Source organism: Arthrobacter sp. P1_C12_2 (assembly GCF_056406415.1).
Window position 1 is genome coordinate 231,491 of record NZ_JBFUAF010000004.1, and the last position, 18,279, is coordinate 249,769.

Consider the following 18,279-nt stretch of genomic DNA (forward strand, 5'->3'; position numbering starts at 1 on the left):
GGCGCGGCACTTTCCTAGCCCCCGGGATGAAAGGTTGCCGGCGGCCCGGGGAATGGTCCTCCATTGCCCCCAGTGTCGCCACCGGCGCCGCTGCCGAGCAGGCTTCGGGTGAGGGCGGCGCTGTCGGCCATCAGGTCCTCCACGGCCTTCCCGAGATGATTGTCCGCGATGGGCGCGCCTTCCAATGCGCTGGCAACGACCGCCCGGCGGACGAGCTCGCGTGCGAACGAGGCGGTGGTTCCTTCGGTGCGGGCGGCGGCATCTTCGATCGAGTTCGGGCTGAACGGAATACCGCGGGCATACAATTTGATCAGCGAGACCCGCTCCGCCTGGGCAGGCATGGGAATTTCCACGGCCAGGTCCACACGTCCGGGACGCTGCGCCAGGGCGCGTTCGAGCATGTCCACGCGGTTGGTGGTGAGGACGAACGCCACATCGGCGTCGCCGGCCAAACCGTCCATGGCGTCCAGCACCTCGAATAGCAGCGGCTGGGGTCCGTGCCCGAAGCTGCGGTCCTCGGCGATGAGATCGCAGTCCTCAAGAACGACGATGGAGGGCTGCAGGGCCCTGGCCATGGTGGCGGCCTCTGAGATCCTGGCGAGCGATCCCCCCGAGAGAAGGATTGCCGTGACACCTTCGCTCCGACTCAACAAATACCGCACCGTATGGGTCTTGCCGGTCCCTGGCCTGCCATAGAGCAGGACGCCGCGTTTGAGATGCTGCCCGTACTTTTTGAGGGAGTCCCGGTGCTCGGCGATGCCCAAAGCGTGGTCCGACACCTTCTCCAGGAGGCCATCCGGCAGGATGACATCGGACGCGGCAAGGGCAGGCCGGGCGTGGAAGGTCACACCGGCCGCGCTAGGACCATACTCGCCCATCACCAACGAAATGACCTGCCCCTTGAGGACGCTGCGGTGCTGCATCCGCCGGCGGAACTCCGCGAGGAAGCGTGCGGGCTTATCCGTAGCGTCGGCCAAAACCTCAAGGGAAGCTGACTGACGCCCATACCGGGGGTTGGCGTCCCGCTGCAGCACCGCGATTGGGCTGCCGCCGTGGCTGAATAACCACAGTCCCAGTGCCACGACCTGCCGCTGTTGGTCCGGGCCGACGGCGAGGTTGGCGTAGTCCGGCTGGGACAGGGGGTATTGGGGAAACAACTGGGACTGCTGCAACATGTCGCTCAGCGAATGATGGTGCCTTTGGTCTCCGCCGCCGATGCCCACGAGCCTGAACTCGGGGTCCTCCGCGGCGAGTTCTTCCATGAGGATGTCTGCGTCCACGAACCGGTGCGGCGGAATCTCCTCAACCACCACAGCCACTGATTCTGCCTGGACCGCCAAATGGTCGGTGAGCGTGGTCAGCAGCTGGGTTCCCCGTTGCACCCGATGCTGCCCGGACTGCGCCACCTCCACCAGCCGCGCGAAATTGTCGATGAACTTCCCCAAATTTTCATCCATGGGCAGACCCTACCAGCGCCGCAAACGGTGTTGGGGCTTATGCTCTCCAGGAAGTGTCAGCCGGTGGTTGCGCTGACCGCGATGGCGCCGCCCTGGGGGTCCCTGATCACGGCGCTGCGAAACCCCGGGGTGTCCATGGGCGCCATCAAAATGCCGCCACCCAGTGCTACTGCGTGCTGGGCGATGGCGTCCGCGTCGCGGACAGCGAAATTGACGCTCCAATGCGGCGGGACCGCGACGCCGTCCGTGGCCGTCACGATCGCGACCACCCGGCCCGAGCGGAGCCACCGCGAGAAGGGAGCGCCCGGGACAGATTCGAGTTCCCAGTCGAACATTGCGCCGTAGAACGTTTGGGCCCGCCCGACATCTGTGGTGTGCAGCGAGCTCATGGCCCAGGAATTCGGCTCGTTGGCCAGCTCGGCGCCGTCGTTCCTGCCTGCCTGCCGCAGGCAGAACGGGACGCCGGTGGCGTCGGCGAGCACAGCAATACCGTCATCAGAGCCGAGATCAAACGGCCCCAGGCGCTTGCCTCCCGCCCGCTCGGCGCGAGCCAAGGCTTCCTCGACGTTCTCGACGCGCACGTGGGTGATCCACCCCGGCGGCGATTGAGGCGGCGCCTGTCCGATGCCGGCCACCAGCTGCCCGCGGAGACGCGCGGCGTAGTAGTCGCCGTCGAGACCAGACGGCATCGGAGTTGGGTCGTCGAAAGTCCAGCCGAAGAGCGGACCGTAGAAGTCTTTGGCTGCCCGGGGATCTGGCTGCCAAGTGTCGACCCAGCACGGCGCACCGACTGAGGAGATATCTCGCGCTGTCATAGAAAAAAATCCCTTTCGACCGGGCCACGTTCGCCGCGAACATTGTTTCCCATGCCCGCGCACTCGAGCAAGACCGGACTGGCGCCTCAAGGGAAAGAAACTGCCGGAATTCCATGCCGGAGCGGGAAATCACCGACGCTCGGGAAGCCTGAGACCCGTGCGGTAGGCCCGCAAACATATTTCTGGCTATTTGGGGGGACCATGAATAAGGGAATGAAATCTGGAATCCGGAGTACTCTCCTCCCACGAAGTGACGGCCAGCCCGTAGGCCGGTTCGGCTCAGCTGCATCCCCCGTCAGGTCGGGACTGTGGTCCCGTCAGACGGTGAGGGGGACGATGGGTTTACCAGCCGGAAAAGCCGCGTATTAATTGTTACTCTCTTTTCCTTTTTTGTGGCAAATGCAATTGATATTCTGATTTTGGTCAGGCAGAGGCTGCTAACTTCGTTGCGGGAGTTTCTGCCTCATGCCCACCAGAATGGATGTCACCGTCAGTGCCGACGCGGACTCACTGGCGGGCGCTCTGAAGCCAATCGGCCACCTGACATCCGGCGGTGTCGCCCACCTCGGGGCGTCCGGCAATAGAACACACACGGCAGCCGGCCTGCCTGGTTTCTTGCGCGCCCCCTCACCGGAGCCTGGCCCGGGCGGTCCGTCATGATCGGCACACTCAGGACCAAAAGCCCGAACCCGGGTTCCATTAGACCAGCGCGGATGCGGCCCTTTGAAAAAACATATCGGGGGTGGCCGCATCCGCGCTCAAGCGCACTCCATCGTGCAGACCCTGCTTCGAGTTGTAAGGCCTTGACCCGGGCGGCCGGCGTCGTCAGGTGCGCGCAGCGAGGATCTGCTCGCGCAGAATGTCCGCGTGGCCGCAATGCTGGGCGAGTTCCCTGAGCATGTGCAGGTAGACCCACCGCAGGGGCAGCGGGCCGCGCCGGTTGCCACGGACAAGGTCGTCAAGATCGAGGGAAGCGGCCCGACGGCGTGAGTCCTCGCAGGCCTGGAGATAGGCGGCCCGGAGGCCCGGGATGGTGTCGTTCTCCGCCAGGATGAACGATTCATCAGGGGCGGCCGGAATGCCGATCTCGGCCCGGGTCCGGCACGTGATGGCCTCGTCAAACCAGACCTTCTCCACGAAGGCGGCGTGTTTGACCAGCCCCAGGAGGGTGGTCCGCGAGGGGACCAGTGCGGCCCGGGCCTCCTCTTCGGTGAGCCCGTCGAGGCAGGCGTGCAGGTCCGCGCGATGCTCATCGAGGAACGCATCGAACTGGATCCGTAGGTCCGCGGTCAGGGTTGACGAATCCATGCTGGGGAGAGAGCTCATGGCCTCACATCCTATGGCGGTAAAGCCCGGTCCGGAAGCGGCGGACCGGGCCTTGTCCAGGGATGCGGTCAGTGGCCCCGCGCGATCCAGTCCTCAAGGTGTGGAGCTTCGGCACCGATCGTCGTCGGATCCCCGTGCCCGGTCCGGACCGTCGTGTCGGCGGGGAGCGAAAGGAGCCGGTTCCGGATGGACTCGATGATGGTCGGGAAATCGCTGAAGGAACGCCCGGTCGCTCCCGGGCCGCCCTTGAAGAGCGTGTCCCCGCTAAATACTGTGCTTTCGCTAAACACAGTGCCTTCGCTCTCGAGGAGGAAGCACACGGACCCGGGCGAGTGCCCGGGGGTGTGCAGTGCCACGAGCCGTGCCCCTGCGACGTCGAACGTGTCGCCGTCGGCAATGGCGTGGTCCGGTTCGATGCCGGGGAACACCCGATCCCACAGCATCCAGTCATCCCGGTGCAGGTACACGGGGGCGTCCACGAGCATCCGGAGGGCGCCGACGGCGCCGATGTGGTCATCGTGGCCGTGCGTGAGCAGGATCGCCTTGACCTTCCGGCCCGCGACGGCGGCGGCGACGGCAGCGGGATCGTGGGCCGGGTCGATGATGACGCATTCGCTGTCATCCCCGAGGATCCACACGTTGTTCTCAACATCCCAGGTCCCGCCGTCGAGCGAAAACGTCCCGGAGGTCACCAGCCGGTCGATCCGGATGCTCTCAGAGCCGGCGTTCACAGTTCCACCACCGAGCGCAGCACCGCGCCGGCATGCATCTTCGCGAAGGCGTCCTCGATCTGGTCGATCGTGATCCGCTCCGTCACGAAGGCGTCCAGGTCCAGCTTGCCCTGCCGGTAGAGGCTGATGAGCGTGGGGAAGTCGCGCGAGGGCAGGCAGTCGCCGTACCAAGACGACTTCAGCGAGCCCCCGCGGCCAAATACGTCCAGCAGCGGCAGTTCCAGGGTCATTTCGGGGCTCGGCACGCCCACCAGCACCACTGTGCCGGCGAGGTCCCGGGCGTAGAAGGCCTGCTTGTAGGTTTCCGGGCGGCCGACGGCGTCGATCACCACATCGGCGCCGAAACCGCCGGTCAGTTCGCGGATCGCTTCGACGGGGTCGACGGCGGAGGAGTCCACCGTGTGGGTGGCGCCGAGGTCCTTGGCGCGCTGGAGCTTCTTGGCGTCGATGTCGACGGCGATCACGGTGGTGGCGCCGGCGAGCGCGGCGCCGGCGACGGCCGCCACGCCCACCCCGCCGCAGCCGATCACGGCAACCGAATCGCCGCGCTGGACGTTTCCGGTGTTGATCGCCGCGCCGATGCCTGCCATGACGCCGCAGCCGAGCAGGCCGACGGCGGCGGGATCGGCGTCGGCGTCCACCTTGGTGCACTGGCCGGCGGCCACGAGGGTCTTTTCGGCGAAGGCGCCGATGCCCAGCGCGGCCGTCAGTTCCGTGCCGTCCTCCAGCGTCATCTTCTGGGTGGCGTTGTGGGTGTTGAAGCAGTACTGCGGCTGACCCCGCCGGCACGCGCGGCACTCGCCACAGACGGCCCGCCAGTTCAGCACCACGCGGTCCCCGGGGGCAACCTCGGTGACGTCCGGTCCGACGGCACTGACTACGCCGGTGGCCTCGTGGCCGAGCAGGAAGGGGAAGTCGTCGTTGATGGCACCCTGCTTGTAGTGCAGATCGGTGTGGCAGACACCGCAGGTGAGGATGTCCACGAGGGCCTCGCCGGGACCGGGGTCCGGCACGAGGATCGTCTCGAGGGTGACGTCGGCATTCTTGGAACGGACTACTGCGGCCTTGACTTTATGGACCATGAAACAAGCTCCTCTGCTCTGGAACGCGGATTACTCGCACAACTTACTGGCTACTGGCACAACGGGCGACGGCGCGGCCCTTGGGAGGCCGCGCCGTCGTGGTTTGGTGGTGTCCTTGGGTTGCAGGAAGGGCCTAGGCCGCGAGCCGGCTCTTGACCTCTGCTGCGGAGGGGTTGGTGGCGGCGGTGCCGTCCGGGAACAGCACGGTGGGGACGGTGCGGTTGCCTCCGTTGAGCTGCTCGACGAGATCGGCGGTGCCTTCGACTTCCTCGATGTTTATCTCGGTGTACCCGATGCCCTGCGCGTCCAGCTGCTTCTTCAACCGGTTGCAGTAGCCGCACCACGTGGTCGAAAACATGGTGATTGTGCCGGATTCGGGGGTGAAGTCCACGAAGTTCTCCTCAAGTAAGTGGTTGGGGCCGGCGTGTTGCGCCGGGCGCCCACGGAAGGCGTACGTCACTGCCAACAACCGTACCCCGCAGTCCACTATTCCCGCAGGCGCGTGACGGAGGCCGGGGCGGATGACATGGGCTGGGTGCGGTGGCATGCTGGTGCCATGTGTGGACGCTACGTGATGGCCCGGGCCGTTGGAGACCTGCTGGCCGAATTCGATGCCGGGCTGGAGGACGAGATCGCGATTCCACCGTCGTGGAACGTGGCCCCGACGGCGGATGTGCCGATCCTGCTCGAACGGCTGGTGGAGGGAGAGCCGGTCCGCCAACTGCACATTGCGCGCTGGGGTCTTGTGCCGTCCTGGGCCAAGGACCCGGGCATCGGGTCCAAGATGATCAACGCCCGCAGCGAGACCGTGCTGGAGAAGCCCGCCTTCCGGAAAGCGACCCGCTCCCGTCGCTGTGCCGTCCCGGCGGACGGCTACTACGAGTGGAAGGGCGAGGGCCGCGGCAAGCAGCCCTACTATGTCCATCCCCAGGACGGACGCCCCATTGTCTTCGCGGGACTCTATGAATGGTGGAGGGACCCGTCCAAGGCGGAGGGCGACCCGGAGCGCTGGATGCTCTCGACCTCGATCATGACCACCGACTCGCCGCCGGAGGGCTATGCCGGGGGAATGCTGGCCGAACTGACCGCGCTGCATGACAGGGTTCCGCTGCCCATGAACCGCGAGACGATGCAGACGTGGCTGGACCCGCAGGCCGATGACGCGGCCGGGCTCGTCGATTTGGTCCGGGCCGGTGCGCACGACGTCGCGGAAGGCTGGAGGATCGACGCCGTCGGCACCGCCGTCGGGAACGTCAGGAATGACTCACCGGAACTCATCCAGCCAGTGGGCAGCCTCTTCTAGCGAGCGCCCCGGTGCGGGGCGGTGTCGGGCACCTGACGTCAGACCGTCACGTTTCCGCCGGCGCCGACCGACCAGTCGGGATTGAAGGCGACTTCCCAGCGGTAGCCGTCGGGATCGGCGAAATAGCCGGTGTAGCCGCCCCAGGGCTGGGTCTTCGGTGCCGCGACGATGCGGGCTCCCGCCGTCTCGGCTTCGGCCATCACCCAGTCGACTTCCGCCGTGCTGGCCAGATTGTGGCTCAGCGTGATGCACGGGATGCCGGCAGGGGGATCGGTGGCCGCTTCGGACTGCATCTGGCCCGCGTCCCAGAGCGAGAGGATGAGGCCGTGGTTGACCTGGATGAAGAGCACCTCCCCGGGGACTTCCCGGTGGACCGGCCACCCGAGGCCATCGACGTAGAAGCGGCGGGAGGCGTCAACACTGCGGACACCCAGCGATATGAAGTCGACTCGTGGCTGCATCTTTCGATACTGTCATGCACATGCCCACAAATCACGCAGACGACAAGGCCGCCCAGGCCGACCGCGAACAGCTCGCCGCCGTGCGGGTGGCTGTTGACGAGGTGGACGAGCAGATCGTGTCCTTGATCGGGCGCCGGGAACGGCTGATCCGGATCGCCGGGACCCTCAAGGCGGACAGCGCCGAAGTCCGTGCGCCCGGGCGTGTGGAGCGGGTCATCGAACACGTCCGCGCCACGGCGGAAAAGAAGGACATCGACGTCGAACTCGTCGAGAAGACCTACCGGGCGATGATCGATGCCTTCATCACGCTCGAGCTGGAAGTGTACAAAGCCGGCAGCTAATCCTTACGGTGACTGGGTCTGGATCGGGGGAGTTGTAGGCTCTCGACCAACCCAGGGCTGGTTCGAATTCGAACTAGTAAAATCCCGACCGCCGGCCGAGACTGAAGTCGGAGGCGAGGGCAAGGGATGAAGAGCCGGTTTGACGTTGCCGTGGTGGGTGCGGGCAGTGCAGGCTGCGTGTTGGCTTCGCGGCTCAGCGAGGACGCCGACCGCGAAGTGGTGCTGTTCGAAGCGGGGCCGGACTACCCGTCGGCGAGGCTTCCGGCCGACCTCGCGGACGGCATCCATGGCACCAGCACGGCCTCGCACGACTGGGGGCTTCATGGGACGGGCGTCGCCGGCGGTCCTCCTTTGGACCTTCCACAGGGGCGGGTGACCGGGGGCTCGTCGGCCGTCAATGCCACCTTCGCCCTGCGCGGGCATCCGGCCGATTACGACGGCTGGGCATTGCCGGGATGGACGTTCGCGGACGTGCTGCCGTCTTTCCTGCGCCTTGAGCATGACCTGGACTTCGGTTTGTCGCCCTATCACGGGACGGAGGGCCCGGTGCCGATCCGCCGCTATCGGGGGGACGAACGGTCCGAGCTCACGGTCGCGATGGAGGACGCCATCGCGGAGGTGGGGATCCCGCGAATTCCAGACCACAACGCCCCGGGGGCCGTCGGTCTGTCGGCGCTACCAGTTAACTGTGTGCGAGGCGTCCGGGTCAGCACCGCGCGGGCCTATCTGGATCCCATCCGCTCCCGGCCCAACCTGACGATCCGCGCGACCTGTCCGATCGCCGAGGTCGTATTACGTCGCGGGCGTGCCATAGGTGTGCGGTCCTCCGACGGCGAGATCATCGAGGTCGATGAGGTGATTGTCTGCGCTGGCGCCTACCACTCGCCCGCGCTGCTCATCCGGTCTGGCATCGGCCCCGCCGCGGACGTAGCCGCATTGGGCAGGTCCGTCACGATGGACCTGCCCGGTGTGGGGACGAATCTCGCCGACCACCCCTGGGTGGCAATCGACCTGCCCTGTCTCCAACCGCTGGGAGACCCTCCGCTCTTCCAGGTGATGGCGACAGCCCGGAGCAGCCGGAGTTCCGCGGCTGACCCCCCGGATCTCCAGCTCATGGTGTGCGGACCGTATGGGCTCGAGGACGGGTACCGCTGCTTGCTCGCCGCAGCGTTGTTGAAGCCGGCGTCGCGCGGTGAGGTGCGGCTGCTCACACTCGACCCGATCGCCGCACCGGCCATCGACCTCGGGTACTTCCGCAATCCGGTGGACATCGATCGATTGGTGGAGGGCCTGCAGCTCGCGGACGCTGCCGTGGCCTACCCTCACCTGACCCGGATCACTCGTGGTTCCCGGCTCGCGCCCCGGCAGGACCTGGTCGCTGACGCCGTCGCCGTTCGGGCCTGGATCAAGGCCACGGCCACGACTTACCACCACCCCGTGGGCACCTGTGCGATGGGAACGGACCCCCAGGCCGGCGCCGTGGTCGACACCTCGGGACGGGTGTACGGAGTGCCGGGCCTCTCGGTAGTCGACGCCTCGATCCTTCCTGAACCGCTGTCGGCTAACACCAACATCCCCACGATCATGGTCGCCGAGCACATCGCGACCCGGCTTCGCGGGGTCCGGGCGGGACTCTGAGGCAGATAGGAGGTATGCCACGCTCGTCGGCATGGTCTCCGCCCGCCATCGGGAAAGCGACCGAAGCAATCCGCCACGGCTTCGACCAGACACCTCCGCACGGCCGGGGTCGGGTCCTGCCGCCTAGAGGGCCTCTTCGACAGGCACGTTGGCCTGGTAATCCCGGCCGTCACAATCGCTGAAGGCCGTCATGAGGTGGCCCTTGGGCAGGCCCAGCACCGTGGTGAGCGGGAAATTGCCGGTAATGGTGTTGCCCGAGTGTTCGACCCCCTTGAGGTCGAAATTTTCCTCGGTGCCGTCATGGCTGAAGCAATAGAAGGACACGGCCTCGCCGTTCATGAACTCGATCCCCATTCTTCGCTGATGGGAATAGTCCGGGGTTGCCGCCAAGAGGCCCACCACATAGGCGCCCTGGCCGGGGATGTTTCCGTCTATAGCAAAAGTCGCCACCAAGACTGGATCCTTGGCGGCGATGCTTACTTGCTTCAGTAGTGCGTTATGGGAGCTCATGGCTCAATCCTGCTACCTGCATCTGCGTCCGTCCACCCCCGATCTGGGTTTTGTCGCCTCTCCGTCGTAGACTGTCTTTATTCGAAGATATGTTCGAATAAAATTCACGGAGCCTGGAACTGAAGGCGCCGGAAGCGGAATAGACGTAGGAAATCGAAGCGGGGACTGGGCCGGCTCCAGCCCGGACTGGGTCGGGAGGCAACGTGGGGATTTTCAGCGAGTCCGTGGATGTCGTCTGCACGCCCTCCGGCCAGCCCCTGCACCTCGACTGGGCCGGCCGGCGCTACACGGTCTGCGCAGAACCCGTCCGCTGGTACGAACGCCGCCAGTGGTGGGCGGAGGAAAGCCGGGCGCCGCTCGGGAGCGGGCCTGGCCTGGTGGATCACGAGATCTGGCGGGTCCAGGTGCGTGCTGCCGGGGAGCGCGCCGCGGCTTCGACCCTCACCCTTGACCTGACTCGGCATGTCGGCAGCGGCCGGTGGCGGCTCCTGAGGATCCACGACGCCCTGCAGCCCCTCCGGAAGCCCGAATCAGCATGAACTTCACCCATCTGCACGTCTCCACCGCCTTCAGCGCCCACTATGGCGTCTCCTGGCCGGACGAACTGGCCGCCGCGGCCGCCGCGGACGGCGCCACCGCGCTGGCCTGCACGGACCGTAACGGGCTGTACGGCACCGTCAAGCACCTGAAGGCGTGCATGGCCGCCGGGCTGGATGCGATCGTCGGGGTGGACCTTGCGGTCTTTGACGACGACGGCGACCTCCGCACCCAGCTCGGGGGACGCGTCGTCGTGCTGGCGCACGGGCACAACAACGGCGCCGGCTACCGGGCGCTGTGCCGGCTGATCTCCGACGCCCATGCCCGCACCACGGGCAAGGCCGGGGGAGCGGTGCCGGTGGCGGTCACCCGGGCGGAACTGGCATCCCGCACCCTGCACCCGGAAACCCTGAAGCCGGTCCTGACAGTGCTGATCGGCCCGGACTCCGACGTCGGCCGGGCCATGGGTGGACGGCGCTACCTGCGGCCCCGCACCCTGTTCAAACGCTGGCTGGACGCCATGCCCCCCGGGACCCTGGCGGCGGAGGTTGTGTCCCAGCTCAGCCCGCCCGGGGAACCGCTGAGCACCGCCCACGCGGTGCGCATGCTCAAACTCGCCGCAGAACACGGGGTGCCCGCCGTGCTGAGCAACGCCGTGCGGTATGTGGCCGAGGACGGCGCGGCCACCGCCGATGTGCTGGACTCGGCCCGGACGCTGAAATCCCTCCCCGAGCTCTCCGCCGCACCTCTGCTGCAGCCCAACGGGCAGGGCTGGCTCAAATCGGCGGCCCAGATGCTGCAGCTGGGCAAGGAGATCATCCACGCCGCCGGCTACGGCACGGCGGACCTCAAACGGCTCCTGGCCCAGACCGAGGCGCTCGCGGACCGCTGCCGCATGGATCCTGTGGCAGACATGGGCTGGAAACAGCCCGTGGTCCCGGAAGCCTCCGTGATCGGGATCGACGGCGACGCGCTCGCCGAACTGACCCTGCGCTGCGAGGCCGGCATCGGCCGCCGCTTCCCGGGAATCTCCGGGCAGCGGGAACAGCAGCTGCGGACCCGGCTGGAGCACGAGCTCCGGATCATCGACTCGCTGGGCTTCGCCTCCTACTTCCTGACCGTCGCAGAGGTCTCCCGGATGATCCTGGCCCTGGGCGTCCGGGCGGCCGCGCGCGGTTCGGGCGCCTCCAGCCTGGTCAACTACCTGATCGACATCAGCCAGGTGAACCCGCTCCAGCACGACCTCATCTTCGAACGCTTCCTCTCCCGCGACCGCGCCACGCTGCCTGACATCGACATCGACGTCGAAAGCGCCGAACGGCACAATGTCTACCGGAAGATCTTTGAGCGCTTCGGAGCCGAACGCGTCACGCTGATGAGCATGCAGAACGGGTACCGCGCTCGCGGTGCCGTGCGCGACGCCGGCCTGGCCCTGGGCATGGACGACGGCGAGGTCGGGGAAATCGCCAAGCAGCTGTGGCGGTTCTCGGCCCGGCACTTCCGCGAAGCCCTCGTGGAGAAGCCCGAGCTGAAGGAATTCGCGGACCGGGTGGAGCAGCGCGGCTTCACCGAAAACCAGCAGCTGGACCTGCTGGTGGACCTCACGGAGCGGCTGGACCGGCTGCCCCGCCACATCTCCATGCATCCGTGCGGCGTCATCCTCGGCGATGCCACCCTGCTGGACCGCACCCCCGTGCAGCCCAGCGGCCTGGGCCTGCCCATGAGCCAGTTCGACAAGCACGACATGGACCCCATGGGCATGCTCAAACTCGATGTCCTGGGCGTCCGGATGCAGAGCGCCATGGCCTTCGCCGTCCGGGAAGTCATCCGGCTCCACCCCTCCAAGGCCGAGGTGGTGGCCGCCGGCGCGCATCCGGCCGGGCCGGACGGGACGGGTCCGGATTACATCGCCGAGGACGGCCACATCGACCTCAACGCGGTCCCGCTTGATGACGAGCCAACCTTTGAACTGATCCGCAGCACCCACACCCTGGGCTGCTTCCAGATCGAATCCCCGGGCCAGCGCGAACTGATCGGCAAGATGGCGCCCCGGGAATTCAACGATCTCATCATTGACATCTCACTTTTCCGCCCCGGCCCGATGAAATCCGACATGGTCCGGCCCTTCCTGGAGCACCGGCACGGGTTCGCCCCCGAGGTCTATCCGCATCCCAACCTCAAACCGGTCCTGAAGGAGACCCACGGGGTCACGGTTTTCCACGAACAAATCCTCAAGACCTTCGACGTCATGACTGAGTGCGGTCTGGCGCGCGCCGACGAGTTCCGCCGGGCACTGGGCAACGAGGTGCTCGAACCCCGGGTGGAGGAGTTCTTCCGGAAGGAGGCGAGGGCCCGGAACTACAGTCCCGAAGTGGTGGACAAGGTCTGGGGCACGCTGAAGGCCTTTGGCAGCTTCGGGTTCTGCAAGGCCCACGGAGCGGCCTTCGCCGTGCCCACCTACCAGTCGGCCTGGCTCAAGGCGCACCACCCGGAGGCCTTCCTGGCCGGGCTCTGGGAACACGACCCCGGCATGTACCCCAAACGCCTGCTGGTGGCCGAGGCCCGCCGTCTGGGGATCCCCATCCTTCCCCTCGACATCAACCGGAGCCAGGCCGAGTACCGGGTGGAGCGGGTGGAATCCGGGCCGAACCGGGGCAGGCTGGGCATCCGGCTGAGCCTGAACGGCATCTTCGGGCTCTCCGGCGCCGAGCTGAAACGGATTGTGGCCGGCCAGCCCTACGACTCCCTGGCGGACCTGCGCGCCCGGTCGCGGCTGAGCAGGCCCAGCATCCAGCGGCTGGCCCAGCTTGGTGCCTTCGACTCCCTGCACCGGGCGTCCGGGGGAGTCGCCAACCGGGCGGATCTGGTCCAGCATCTGCAGAAACTCCAGGCCCGGCCCCTGCGGAAGGGCGTTGAGGTCATTGAGGGCCAGCTGGCGTTGCCGCTGGGGGACATCGAACTGAAGAACCTGAAGGCCTTGCTGCCCGCGCTCAGCATGGTGGACAACGTCCGGGCGGAACTGGACCTGATGGCCGTGGACGTCAGCGAGCACCTCATGACCAGCCACCGCCCGCTGCTGGACCGGCTGGGCGTCACCACCGCGGACAAGCTGCTGGGACTGCGCAACGGCACGGAGGTGCTGGTTGCCGGCGTCCGGGTGGCCACCCAGACCCCGCCGATGAGGGGCGGCCGGCGGGTGGTGTTCATCAGCGTCGACGACGGCACGGGCTGCGTGGATTCAGTCTTCTTCCACGAGGCCCAGGAGCAGTCCGGATCCGTGCTGTTCGGCACCCGCCTGCTGCTGATCCGCGGCACTACCCGCCGGACCGGGCCGCGGGGAATCAGCATCAGCGCCTCCATGGCCTGGGACCTCAGCCGCCCGGAGACCCTGCCGTTCCCGGCCTCCGTTCCCGGCGCCACCGGCCAGTATGTGCCGGACCTGCCCGGCCCCCTGGACGGGATCAGCAGGAACCTCGCCATCACCGGGCTGGGCGGCTGACCGGACTTCGGTGCTTTACGCGAGGCGTCGGCTGGGTTGCGGCTGCCTCGTGGCGCGTTGGTTGGCCTCTGGAGAAACCGATAGCATGGACGAGGCTGGCTGTGGTCCCCGTACGCCACAAGCTACGAAGCCTTAACTTTGAATAGGAGACACCCGTGTCAGATGCCCAGCAGATCACCCTTCTCGTCGACGGCGAAGAGACCAAGGTGACTACCGGGACCACCGGCGCGGAACTCTTCTTTGAGCGCCGCGACGTTGTTGTGGCCCGCGTAAACGGCGAGTTGAAGGACCTGGACCAGCCCCTTCCCGAGGACGCCGCCGTCGAGGCCGTCACCATTGATTCCCCGGACGGGCTCAACGTCCTGCGCCACTCCACGGCCCACGTCATGGCCCAGGCCGTGCAGCAGCTGCGCCCCGACGCCAAGCTCGGCATCGGCCCCTACATCACGGACGGTTTCTACTTCGACTTCGACGTCGCGGAACCGTTCACCCCGGAAGACCTCCGCCAGCTCGAAAAGATGATGCAGAAGATCATCAACCAGAACCAGAAGTTCGTGCGCCGCGTGGTGTCCGAGGACGAGGCCCGCGAGGCGATGAAGGATGAGCCCTACAAGCTCGAACTCCTGGGCAGGAAGAATGACGCCGCCGAGGCCGGAGAGGGCGTCAACGTCGAGGTCGGCGCCGGTGACATCACCATCTACGACAACGTGGACCGCAAGAGCGGGGACAGCATCTGGTGCGATCTCTGCCGCGGCCCGCACCTGCCGAACACCAAGCTGATCTCGAACGCCTTCGCGCTGACCCGGTCCTCGGCCGCCTACTGGCTGGGCAACCAGAACAACCAGCAGCTGCAGCGCATCTACGGCACCGCCTGGCCCACCAAGGACGCACTCAAGGCCTACCAGGAGCGCATTGCCGAGGCCGAGCGCCGCGACCACCGCAAACTCGGCGCGGAGCTGGACCTGTTCTCCTTCCCGGACGAGCTCGGCTCAGGCCTGCCGGTCTTCCACCCCAAGGGCGGCATTATCCGCAAGGCCATGGAGGACTACTCCCGCCAGCGCCACGTGGATGCCGGCTACGATTTCGTCTACACCCCGCACATCACCAAGGGCCACCTCTACGAAGTCTCAGGCCACCTGGACTGGTACAAGGAGGGCATGTTCCCGGCGATGCACATCGACGCGGAGCTCAACGAGGACGGCACGGTCCGCAAGCCCGGCCAGGACTACTACCTCAAGCCGATGAACTGCCCCATGCACAACCTGATCTTCCGGTCCCGCGGACGCTCGTACCGCGAACTCCCGCTGCGGCTGTTCGAGTTCGGCTCGGTCTACCGTTACGAGAAGTCCGGCGTGGTGCACGGCCTGACCCGCGTCCGGGGCATGACCCAGGACGACGCCCACATCTACTGCACCCGCGAGCAGATGAAGGACGAGCTCACCACCACGCTGAACTTCGTCCTCGGCCTGCTCAAGGACTATGGCCTGGACGACTTCTACCTCGAGCTCTCCACCAAAAACGAAGACAAGTTCGTGGGCGACGACGCCACATGGGACGAAGCCACCCGCACCCTCGCCGAGGTAGCCGAAGCCTCCGGGCTCGAGCTCATCCCGGATCCGGGCGGAGCCGCGTTCTACGGCCCCAAGATTTCCGTCCAGACCAAGGACGCGCTCGGCCGCACCTGGCAGATGTCCACCATCCAGCTGGACTTCAACCTGCCCGAACGCTTCGAGCTCGAGTTCCAGGCCGCCGACGGCACCCGGCAGCGGCCCGTGATGATCCACCGTGCCTTGTTCGGCTCGGTGGAGCGCTTCATGGGCGTGCTGACCGAACACTACGCCGGCGCCTTCCCCGCCTGGCTGGCGCCCGTGCAGGTGGTGGGCATCCCGGTGGCGGAGGCCTTCAACGACTACATGTTCGACGTCGTGGACCAGCTCAAGGCGGCCGGTATCCGCGCCGAGGTGGACATCTCCTCGGACCGTTTCCCGAAGAAGATCCGCACGGCAAGCAAGGACAAGATCCCGTTCGTGCTGATCGCCGGCGGAGACGACGCCGAGGCCGGAGCCGTGTCCTTCCGCTTCCGCGACGGCAGCCAGGACAACGGCGTGCCCGTGGCCGAGGCCGTCCAGCGGATCGTCGACGCTGTCCGAAACCGGACCAGCTAGGCAGACGGAAGGGCAGCGCGTGCAGGAAACCACAGGGGCCGGGCCGGAGTATCCGGGCGACCACGCCGTGACGGACGACTTCGGCCTGGCCGGGGTCCCGGACGCTTTCCAGCGCCTGTGGACGCCGCACCGGATGGCGTACATCAAGGGCGGCCAGCAGCAGTTCAAGAACCCGGACGATTGCCCGTTCTGTGCCGCGCCCGAGCGTGGCGACGAGGACTCCCTGATCGTGTACCGGGGAAAGACCAGCTACGTGGTGCTGAACCTCTTTCCGTACAACCCGGGCCATCTGCTGATCTGCCCCTACCGGCACATCCCGGACTACACGGATCTCACGGTCGAGGAAACGGCGGAATTTGCCGAACTGACCCAGACGGCCATGCGGGTGCTGCGCAAGGTCGCCAACCCCTCCGGTTTCAACGTGGGCATGAACCAGGGCGTCACCGGCGGGGCGGGCATCGCCGGCCACCTGCACCAGCATGTGGTGCCGCGCTGGGGCGGGGACGGAAACTTCTTCCCCATCATTGCCCAGACTAAGGCGATCACGCAGACCCTCGGCGAGGTCCGCCAGCAGGTCGCTGAGGCGTGGCCGCAGGAAATGCCCACGTCGCAGAAGACAGCCGGGGAGAAGGATGCTTAACAGGCATGCCCGGGGCTTCTTCACCGCCCTGTTTTCTCCGGTTGCCCGCTGGCTGCTGAGGATCGGCGTCTCGCCGGACGCCGTCACGGTGGTCGGCACGCTCGGCGTCGTGATCGGCGCCCTCGTGTTCTACCCGCTCGGGCAGCTCTTCTGGGGGACCGTATTCATCACGGCGTTCATTTTCTCCGACGTCATTGACGGCATCATGGCCCGGATGCAGCAGCGCGGCGGCCGGTGGGGCAATTTCCTGGACTCCACCCTCGACCGCGTGGCCRACGGCACCCTGTTCGCAGGCGTCGCCGTCTGGTTCTTCACCGGCGGCGCCAACCCGCCGATCGCCGTCGCCGCGATCGTCTGCCTGGTGCTCGGCATGGTGGTCTCCTACGCGCGGGCCAAGGCCGAAGCCCTGGGTTTTCACGCCAACGTCGGCATCGCCGAGCGCGCCGAACGCCTCGTGTCCGTGCTGGTGGTCACGGGACTCACCGGCCTTGGCCTGCCCCCAGTGGTGCTGTTCGTGACGCTGTGCCTGCTCGCGACGGCGAGCCTGGTGACAGTGATCCAGCGCATCGTGACAGTCCACCGCCAGTCGCTGGAGGAACCCGAAGGCACGGCCACGGAACGTCCCGCCTGACGGCGCCACGCGGCGCCCCGGCGGCCGCGCCGAATCCCCGTCCCGGCGCGAGATTCCACCGCTGTAACCCGAATTCTGCCGCGCCCCAACCGGGGGATAGTATTAGCTTTACCGGCCAATGGATCCGGTAATCCGGAGTGTGCGAGACACAGCATGTACGTGCCGTCCGCGCCCCGGCGAGGTCATCTATCTACCCATAGGGGATTTTGTGTCTACACCTGATGTAAGCAGCGAAGCCGGCGCGTCCGCGAAGAACGTCACGGGCAGCAGCCGCGTCAAGCGCGGCATGGCTGAGATGCTCAAGGGCGGCGTCATCATGGACGTCGTCAACGCCGAGCAGGCCCGCATCGCCGAAGACGCCGGTGCAGTGGCCGTGATGGCGCTGGAACGCGTTCCGGCCGATATCCGCGCCCAGGGCGGCGTGTCCCGCATGTCCGATCCCGACATGATCGATCAGATCATCGCCGCCGTGTCCGTGCCCGTCATGGCCAAGGCCCGGATCGGGCACTTCGTCGAGGCGCAGGTGCTGCAGTCCCTCGGCGTGGACTACATCGACGAGTCCGAGGTCCTGACCCCGGCCGACTACACCAACCACATCGACAAGTGGAACTTCACCGTTCCGTTCGTCTGCGGTGCCACCAACCTCGGTGAGGCCCTGCGCCGCATCAACGAGGGCGCGGCGATGATCCGGTCCAAGGGTGAGGCCGGCACCGGGGACGTCTCCAACGCCACCACGCACATGCGCCAGATTCGCGCCGAGATCAAGAAGCTCGCCGGCATGGCCGAGGACGAGCTCTACGTCGCGGCCAAGGAGCTGCAGGCACCGTACGAACTGGTCAAGGAAGTTGCCGCAACCGGCAAGCTTCCGGTGGTGCTGTTCACCGCCGGCGGCATCGCCACCCCGGCCGACGCCGCGATGATGATGCAGCTCGGCGCCGACGGCGTGTTCGTCGGCTCCGGCATCTTCAAGTCCGGCAACCCGGCCCAGCGTGCCGCCGCCGTCGTGAAGGCCACCACCTTCTTCGATGACCCGGACGAGATCGCCAAGGCCTCCCGTGGCCTGGGCGAGGCCATGGTCGGCATCAACGTCGACGAGATCCCGCAGCCGCACCGCCTCGCCGAGCGCGGCTGGTAACAGCAGTA

Annotated in this window: 17 protein-coding genes; 9 read left to right on the forward strand and 8 right to left on the reverse strand. The window is 66.8% G+C overall.

Features of this window, described 5'->3' with window-relative positions:
- Positions 1–14 precede the first annotated feature (14 nt).
- The 6 genes from AC1DZQ_RS06915 to AC1DZQ_RS06940 all read right to left on the reverse strand — a co-directional run bounded on the left by AC1DZQ_RS06915 (position 15) and on the right by AC1DZQ_RS06940 (position 5,802).
- The gene (locus AC1DZQ_RS06915) at positions 15–1,457 is read right to left on the reverse strand and encodes an AAA family ATPase (RefSeq protein ID WP_476962813.1); all 1,443 of its coding nucleotides are present in this window, start codon (positions 1,455–1,457) and stop codon (positions 15–17) included.
- A 56-nt stretch (positions 1,458–1,513) separates the two neighbouring features.
- Entirely contained in the window at positions 1,514–2,272 is a 759-nt protein-coding gene (locus tag AC1DZQ_RS06920) for a VOC family protein (protein WP_476962814.1), read from the reverse strand.
- Positions 2,273–3,097: 825 nt separating this feature from the next.
- Positions 3,098–3,598: a DinB family protein gene (locus AC1DZQ_RS06925; protein WP_476962815.1), complete on the reverse strand. Its 501-nt coding sequence runs from the start codon at positions 3,596–3,598 to the stop codon at positions 3,098–3,100.
- Between the two features lie 68 nt (positions 3,599–3,666).
- On the reverse strand, positions 3,667–4,329 hold the full coding sequence (locus tag AC1DZQ_RS06930; protein ID WP_476962816.1) for an MBL fold metallo-hydrolase: 663 nt from the start codon (positions 4,327–4,329) through the stop codon (positions 3,667–3,669).
- Complete coding sequence (locus AC1DZQ_RS06935) at positions 4,326–5,411, reverse strand: S-(hydroxymethyl)mycothiol dehydrogenase (RefSeq protein WP_476962817.1); 1,086 nt, start codon at positions 5,409–5,411, stop codon at positions 4,326–4,328. The genes AC1DZQ_RS06930 and AC1DZQ_RS06935 overlap by 4 nt, the downstream gene beginning before the upstream one ends.
- Positions 5,412–5,544: 133 nt before the next feature.
- Positions 5,545–5,802: a mycoredoxin gene (locus tag AC1DZQ_RS06940; protein WP_011692168.1), complete on the reverse strand. Its 258-nt coding sequence runs from the start codon at positions 5,800–5,802 to the stop codon at positions 5,545–5,547.
- Between the two features lie 165 nt (positions 5,803–5,967).
- Between AC1DZQ_RS06940 and AC1DZQ_RS06945 the strand changes: the two genes are divergently transcribed.
- Positions 5,968–6,714: an SOS response-associated peptidase gene (locus AC1DZQ_RS06945; protein ID WP_476962818.1), complete on the forward strand. Its 747-nt coding sequence runs from the start codon at positions 5,968–5,970 to the stop codon at positions 6,712–6,714.
- Positions 6,715–6,752: 38 nt separating this feature from the next.
- Here AC1DZQ_RS06945 and AC1DZQ_RS06950 read toward each other — a convergent pair whose 3' ends face one another.
- Positions 6,753–7,175, reverse strand: coding sequence for a VOC family protein (locus AC1DZQ_RS06950; protein WP_476962819.1), 423 nt, complete (start codon positions 7,173–7,175; stop codon positions 6,753–6,755).
- Between the two features lie 14 nt (positions 7,176–7,189).
- Here AC1DZQ_RS06950 and AC1DZQ_RS06955 point away from each other — a divergent pair, with 14 nt between their 5' ends.
- Both AC1DZQ_RS06955 and AC1DZQ_RS06960 read left to right on the forward strand, forming a co-directional pair.
- Positions 7,190–7,516 carry a chorismate mutase gene (locus AC1DZQ_RS06955; protein ID WP_441409079.1) on the forward strand — a complete coding sequence of 109 codons (327 nt, stop codon included), beginning with the start codon at positions 7,190–7,192 and terminating at the stop codon, positions 7,514–7,516.
- A gap of 126 nt (positions 7,517–7,642) precedes the next feature.
- A complete protein-coding gene (locus AC1DZQ_RS06960) occupies positions 7,643–9,154 on the forward strand; it encodes a GMC family oxidoreductase (protein ID WP_476962820.1) in 1,512 nt (503 codons plus the stop codon).
- A 123-nt stretch (positions 9,155–9,277) separates the two neighbouring features.
- Here AC1DZQ_RS06960 and AC1DZQ_RS06965 read toward each other — a convergent pair whose 3' ends face one another.
- Positions 9,278–9,664, reverse strand: coding sequence for a hypothetical protein (locus AC1DZQ_RS06965; protein WP_476962821.1), 387 nt, complete (start codon positions 9,662–9,664; stop codon positions 9,278–9,280).
- Positions 9,665–9,867: 203 nt separating this feature from the next.
- Here AC1DZQ_RS06965 and AC1DZQ_RS06970 point away from each other — a divergent pair, with 203 nt between their 5' ends.
- From AC1DZQ_RS06970 to pdxS, 6 genes are all read left to right on the forward strand, one after another.
- Positions 9,868–10,203, forward strand: coding sequence for a DUF6504 family protein (locus AC1DZQ_RS06970; RefSeq protein ID WP_476962822.1), 336 nt, complete (start codon positions 9,868–9,870; stop codon positions 10,201–10,203).
- Positions 10,200–13,700: a DNA polymerase III subunit alpha gene (locus AC1DZQ_RS06975; RefSeq protein WP_476962823.1), complete on the forward strand. Its 3,501-nt coding sequence runs from the start codon at positions 10,200–10,202 to the stop codon at positions 13,698–13,700. Before AC1DZQ_RS06970 ends, AC1DZQ_RS06975 begins: the two co-directional genes overlap by 4 nt.
- Before the next feature lie 155 nt (positions 13,701–13,855).
- The gene (thrS, locus tag AC1DZQ_RS06980) at positions 13,856–15,865 is read left to right on the forward strand and encodes a threonine--tRNA ligase (protein WP_476962824.1); all 2,010 of its coding nucleotides are present in this window, start codon (positions 13,856–13,858) and stop codon (positions 15,863–15,865) included.
- 19 nt (positions 15,866–15,884) lie between these two features.
- Positions 15,885–16,505: an HIT family protein gene (locus AC1DZQ_RS06985; protein WP_476962825.1), complete on the forward strand. Its 621-nt coding sequence runs from the start codon at positions 15,885–15,887 to the stop codon at positions 16,503–16,505.
- Complete coding sequence (gene pgsA / locus AC1DZQ_RS06990) at positions 16,498–17,136, forward strand: phosphatidylinositol phosphate synthase (RefSeq protein WP_476962826.1); 639 nt, start codon at positions 16,498–16,500, stop codon at positions 17,134–17,136. The genes AC1DZQ_RS06985 and pgsA overlap by 8 nt, the downstream gene beginning before the upstream one ends.
- A gap of 208 nt (positions 17,137–17,344) precedes the next feature.
- Positions 17,345–18,271, forward strand: a complete 927-nt coding sequence (pdxS, locus tag AC1DZQ_RS06995; RefSeq protein ID WP_277525827.1) for a pyridoxal 5'-phosphate synthase lyase subunit PdxS — start codon at positions 17,345–17,347, stop codon at positions 18,269–18,271.
- Positions 18,272–18,279: the final 8 nt, after the last annotated feature.